The sequence below is a fragment of the Muricoccus roseus genome, assembly GCF_900141905.1.
Lineage (GTDB): Bacteria > Pseudomonadota > Alphaproteobacteria > Acetobacterales > Acetobacteraceae > Roseomonas > Roseomonas rosea.
Genome location: NZ_FQZF01000066.1, coordinates 1 through 5,106, shown reverse-complemented (window position 1 = coordinate 5,106; position 5,106 = coordinate 1). Strand labels below are relative to the sequence as shown.

At 71.5% G+C, this 5,106-nt stretch carries 5 protein-coding genes; all 5 read left to right on the top strand.

Annotated elements, in window-relative coordinates; all coding sequences use genetic code 11:
- The first annotated feature begins 300 nt into the window (after positions 1–300).
- On the top strand, positions 301–1,053 hold the full coding sequence (gene dapB, locus BUB97_RS25140; RefSeq protein WP_073140628.1) for a 4-hydroxy-tetrahydrodipicolinate reductase: 753 nt from the start codon (positions 301–303) through the stop codon (positions 1,051–1,053).
- A gap of 117 nt (positions 1,054–1,170) precedes the next feature.
- Positions 1,171–1,746 (top strand): lipid-binding SYLF domain-containing protein, encoded by a 576-nt coding sequence (locus tag BUB97_RS25135; protein WP_073140625.1) that lies wholly within the window; start codon positions 1,171–1,173, stop codon positions 1,744–1,746.
- A gap of 65 nt (positions 1,747–1,811) precedes the next feature.
- Positions 1,812–2,855, top strand: a complete 1,044-nt coding sequence (locus BUB97_RS25130) for an Ldh family oxidoreductase (RefSeq protein WP_073140630.1) — start codon at positions 1,812–1,814, stop codon at positions 2,853–2,855.
- 93 nt (positions 2,856–2,948) lie between these two features.
- Entirely contained in the window at positions 2,949–4,505 is a 1,557-nt protein-coding gene (locus BUB97_RS25125; RefSeq protein WP_073140622.1) for a histidine kinase dimerization/phosphoacceptor domain -containing protein, read from the top strand.
- A complete protein-coding gene (locus tag BUB97_RS25120) occupies positions 4,502–4,870 on the top strand; it encodes a response regulator (protein ID WP_073140619.1) in 369 nt (122 codons plus the stop codon). The genes BUB97_RS25125 and BUB97_RS25120 overlap by 4 nt, the downstream gene beginning before the upstream one ends.
- Positions 4,871–5,106 lie beyond the last annotated feature (236 nt).

The window sequence follows — 5,106 nt, the reverse complement described above, 5'->3', positions numbered from 1 at the left end:
CCAAGGGCCTGAGGCCCTTGGAACCCCGTCTGACTGCCGTGGATACCCTGATCGAAGGGGTCCCTGGTTGCAGGGTGCTGATCCTGCCTTTGCAGTCGCCTCGGGTCTATGACCCGAGGCGCACCGTCAGCCCCGTGCTTCCAAACTGATAGAAAAAGATGATGGTGAGGGGTCCGGGGAGAGGAAGAATTCCTTCTTCCTCTCCCCGGGACAGACCGTCAGCCCCGAACGCCGCCCCCACTTCCCCCCGCCCCCGATCCGCCCCAAAACGGGCCTGACCGCAGGCGGGAAACCCAGCGCATGACGAAGATCGGCATCCTCGGCATCTCCGGCCGCATGGGCCACCTCCTGGCGGAGGAGGTCGCCACCGCCGGCGCCAGCCTCGCCGGCGGCACCGCCCGCCGCGGGGAGCAATGGCCCACCGACCCCACCGCCCTGGCCCGCGTCGCCGATGTGCTGATCGACTTCACCAGCGCCGAGGCCGCGCCCACGCATCTCCAGGCCGCCCTCCAGGCCCGCAAGCCCCTCATCCTCGGCACCTCGGGCCTGAACGCGAAGCAGGAGGCCATGGTGGCCGAGGCCGCGCGCGACATCCCCATCGTCCACGCCGCCAACTTCGCCCCGGGCGTGAACCTCGTCCTCGCCCTCGCCGAACGCCTCGCCGCCGCCCTCCCGCCCGAGGCCTATGACGCCGAAATCGTCGAAACCCACCACCGTCAGAAGATCGACGCCCCCTCCGGCACCGCCATCGCCCTCGGCCGCGCCGTCGCCGCCGGCCGCGGCACCACGCTGGAGGCCGCCGGAATCGAATCCGGCCGCGACGGCCATACCGGCCCCCGCAAGACCGGCGCCATCGGCTTCGCCGCCCTCCGCGCCGGCCAGGTCGTCGGCGACCACACCCTCCTCTTCGCCTCCGGCGCCGAACACATCGCCCTCACCCACCGCTCCTTCGACCGCCGCGTCTACGCCACCGGCGCCGTCCGCGCGGCCCTCTGGTCCGTGAAGCAGCCCCCGGGCCTCTACGGCATGAAGCACGTCCTCGGCATGGGCTGAGACAAGCCCGGAACCAACCGGTACGCCGCGCGGAACGCGGAGCGCCGCAACCCGGCAGCCCAGCCCACCCCTCCCGCGTTCCCGCCGCAAACACCCTCACACAAAGGGCCGGAACCCATGACCCAGCACACCCGCCGCCACCTCGCCACCCGCCTCCTCCCCGCGGCCGCCACCCTCCTCGCCGCCCCGGCACTCCTCCGCCCGCGAACCGCCCAGGCCGCCACCGCCGCCGAAATCAACGCCGACGTCGCCGCCGCCCTCACCCGCCTGCGCAACACCCCCAACACCCGCCCCCTCTTCACCGCCGCCCGCGCCACCCTCGTCTTCCCCCGCATCATCCAGGGCGGCTTCATCGTCGGCGGCCAGTACGGGGAAGGCGCCCTCATCCGCGGCGGCAACACCGTCGGCTACTTCAACATCGCCGGCCTCTCCCTCGGCCTCCTCGCCGGCGCCCAGGCCGCCGGCCTCGCCATGTTCTTCATGACCGACGAAGCCCTCTCCGCCCTCATGCGCGCCGACGGATGGGAAATCGGCACCGGCCCCAGCGTCGTCGTGCTGGACCGCGGGCTCCAGGCCAACATCACCGCCACAACCCTGCGCGAACCCGTCTACGCCATCACCTTCAACCAGGAAGGCCTCATGGCCGCCCTCGCCCTCAACGGCACCAAGATCACCCGCATCAACCCATCCTGAACGGCGGAAAATCCGGCGCCGGGGGGGATGGACGACCCCCCGCCACCGGCCCTCCAATGCACCCCATGGAAACCGTCCCCACCATCCCGGCCGAACGCCTCCACCGCCAGCTCACCACCGTCTTCACCACCTGGGGCATGCGCGCGGACCACGCGGAAACCGCCGCCACCATCATGGTGGACACCGACCTGACTGGAATAGATTCCCACGGCGTCGGCATGCTCCCCCACTACCAGCGCCTCCTCCGCGAAGGCCGGCTGGACCCCCGCGCCACCCCCGCCATCATCCGCGACAACGGCCCCGCCGTGCTGATCGACGGCAACAAGGCCATCGGCCACGTCCCCGCCCACCTCGCCACCACCACCGCCATCGAAAAAGCCCGCCAGCACGGCATCGGAATCGCCGCCGTCACCAACTCCAACCACTACGGCGCCGCCGGCTGGTACGCCCGCATGGCAGCGGAACAGGGGATGATCGCCATCTCCCTCACCAACGCCTCCCACCTCCTCGTCCCCGTCCACGGCACCCAACCCGCCCTCGGCACCAACCCCATCGCCTTCTCCGCCCCCACCCGGGACACCACCCGCCCCGTCCTGCTGGACATGGCCACCACGACAGTCGCCTACGGCAAGGTCTCCATCGCCCGCCGCGCCGGCAAACCCCTCCCCCCCGGCTGGGCCCTCAACGCCGAAGGCGGCCCCGAAACCAACTCCGCCATCGCGGCCGAGGAACGCCGCCTCGCCCCCCTCGGCGGCACCCGTGAACAAGGCGCCCACAAGGGCTACGGCCTCGCCCTCATGGTCGAAATCCTCTGCGCCACCCTCACCGGCGCCGGCTCCGCCCAACTCCGCACCGGCCACTTCTTCCTCGTCCTCAACCCCACCGCCTTCCGGGACAGGCAGGACTTCCAGGCGGACCTGGACGACCTCATCGCCCGCCTCCGCGCCAACCCCCCGGCCGACCCCACCACCCCCGTCATCATCCCCGGGGACCCCGAGCACGACACCACCATCGAACGCCGCCAGCACGGCATCCCCATCCTCCCCGCCCTGGTCGAGGAGGTGCGCGCCGTCTGCACCGAATGCGGCGCCCCCTTCCTGCTGGGCTGACCGCCACCCCGCCTCAAGCCGGCCACGCAACCCTACTCTTCGTTGCACCGTTTCAAGGCGACGGCGGACCGACCGTTCGTTTCAGGTGATCCAGTGCCTCCAGACGCCGCCGTTGCCTCACCGCCCGCTGGCACGGGTCTGACGCGGGATCCCACCGGGCCAACAAGCCCCGGCGCGCTCCGGCCCATCCTCGTCACCCTCGCACTCTACGCGGCCCTCACCCTGGCCCTGCTCCCCATCGCCGCCACCAGGGGGCCCGAAATCCCCGCCATCACCCCCGTCTTCGCGGCCGTCGTCCTCGTCACCGAACTGGCAACCAGCTTCCTCCTCTTCGTCCAGTTCCGCGAAGCCCGGAGCTGGTCCCTCCTCCTCCTCGCCTGCGCCTATCTCTACGCCTCCCTCATGGCCGGCCTCCACCTGCTCACCTTCCCAGGCGCCATCCTCCCCGGCCAGCCGGTGATCGGCACCCCCGCCTCCACGGCCTGGGCCTTCCTCCTCTGGCTCGTCGGCTATGGCGCCCTCACCCTGGCCGCCATCATCACCGAACACCTCGCCCCCGGCCGCGGCGCCACCCCGGCCACCACCGCCCGCGCCGCCACCACCGCCGCCCTCGCGGTCCTCGCCTTCGTCCTCGCCGCCACCGCCACCATCACGGGCGGCATCACCCACATGCCCGCCCTCATGGACGGCCCGGCCTGGACCCCCCTGAACGCCACCATCAACTACGCCTCCCTGGCCATGATCACGGCCGGCCTCGCCCTCATCCTCGCCTCGGTCGGAAAGCGGAACGCCCTCTTCCGCTGGCTCGGCCTCGCCCTGGCCGCCATGCTCGCCGCCAACCTCCTCTCCCTCGCCGGCGGCGCCCGCTACACCCTCGGCTGGTCCCTCGGCCGCCTGAGCTGGCTCATCGCGGCCGGCATCCTCTTCCTCTTCTTCATGCGCCAGTTCGCCCGCCATCAACGCGCCCTCGCCCGGGCCCGCCAGACCCTCGAGCAACGCGTCGCCGACCGCACCGCCGAACTCACCCAAACCCTCCGCCAGCGCGACCTCCTGCTCCGGGAAGTCCACCACCGCGTGAAGAACAACCTCCAGGTGGTCGACTCCCTCATGGACATGGAAGCCCGCCGCATCGCCGACCCCGAGGCGCGGGAAGCCTTCGCCCGCCTCCGCCACCGCGTCCTCACCCTCGGCCTCGTCCACCAGCAACTCGTCCGCGCCGAAGACCTCGAAACCTTCAGCATCGCCCCCTTCCTGAACGACCTCCTGGCGAACCTCGCCACCTCCCTCGCCGCCGCCGAACGCGGCATCGCCATCACCACCACCGCCGAACCCATCCCGGTCACGCTCGACCTCGCCATCCCCATCGGCCTGATCGTCAACGAACTCGTCTCGAACGTCTTCAAGCACAGCGGCGCCCGCAACCTGGCCGTGGACGTCCGCCGCACCGGCCCCGCCACCATCCGTCTCACCGTCGCCGATGACGGCGCCAGCCCCGCCCCCATCCCCACCCTCGCGGCCGACCGCCGCCGCGCCGGCGCGGGCAGCCGCATCATCGCCGGCCTCACCAGGCAGCTCGGTGGCCAGATCGAAACCACGCATGAGCAGGGCACGCGCGTGCGGATCACCATGCCCCTGCCGGAACCGACATGACCCACAACGACTGCGTCCTCATCGTCGAAGACGAATTCCTCATCGCCGAACTGCTCACCGATATGGTCGAGGATATGGGCCTCACCGTCTGCGCCTGCGCCGCCACGGCGGAGGACGCCACCGCACTGGCCGGCCAGCACCGCCCCCGCATCGTCCTCATGGATGTCCGCCTCAGCGGCGAGAAGGACGGCATCGACGCCGCCCTGGCCATCCACCACCAGGTCGGGTCCAAGGTCGTCTTCATCACCGGCTCGCAGGAAGCCGAGACGGTGGCCCGCATCCACCAGGACCACCCGGCCGCCATCCTCTTCAAGCCCATCACCTTCGGCCAGCTCCGCCAGACCATCGAGACGATCAGCGCCTGACCCCCGGCGCACCGCCCACCCGCCGCGCCCCGCCCACCGCCTTCCGGGAAAGGGAAGACCCCCAGGCGGACCCGGACGACCTCATCGCCCGCCTCCGCGCCAACCCCCCGGCCGACCCCACCACCCCCGTCATCATCCCCGGGGGACCCCGAGCACGACACCACCATCGAACGCCGCCAGCACGGCATCCCCATCCTCCCCGCCCTGGTCGAGGAGGTGCGCGCCGTCTGCACCGA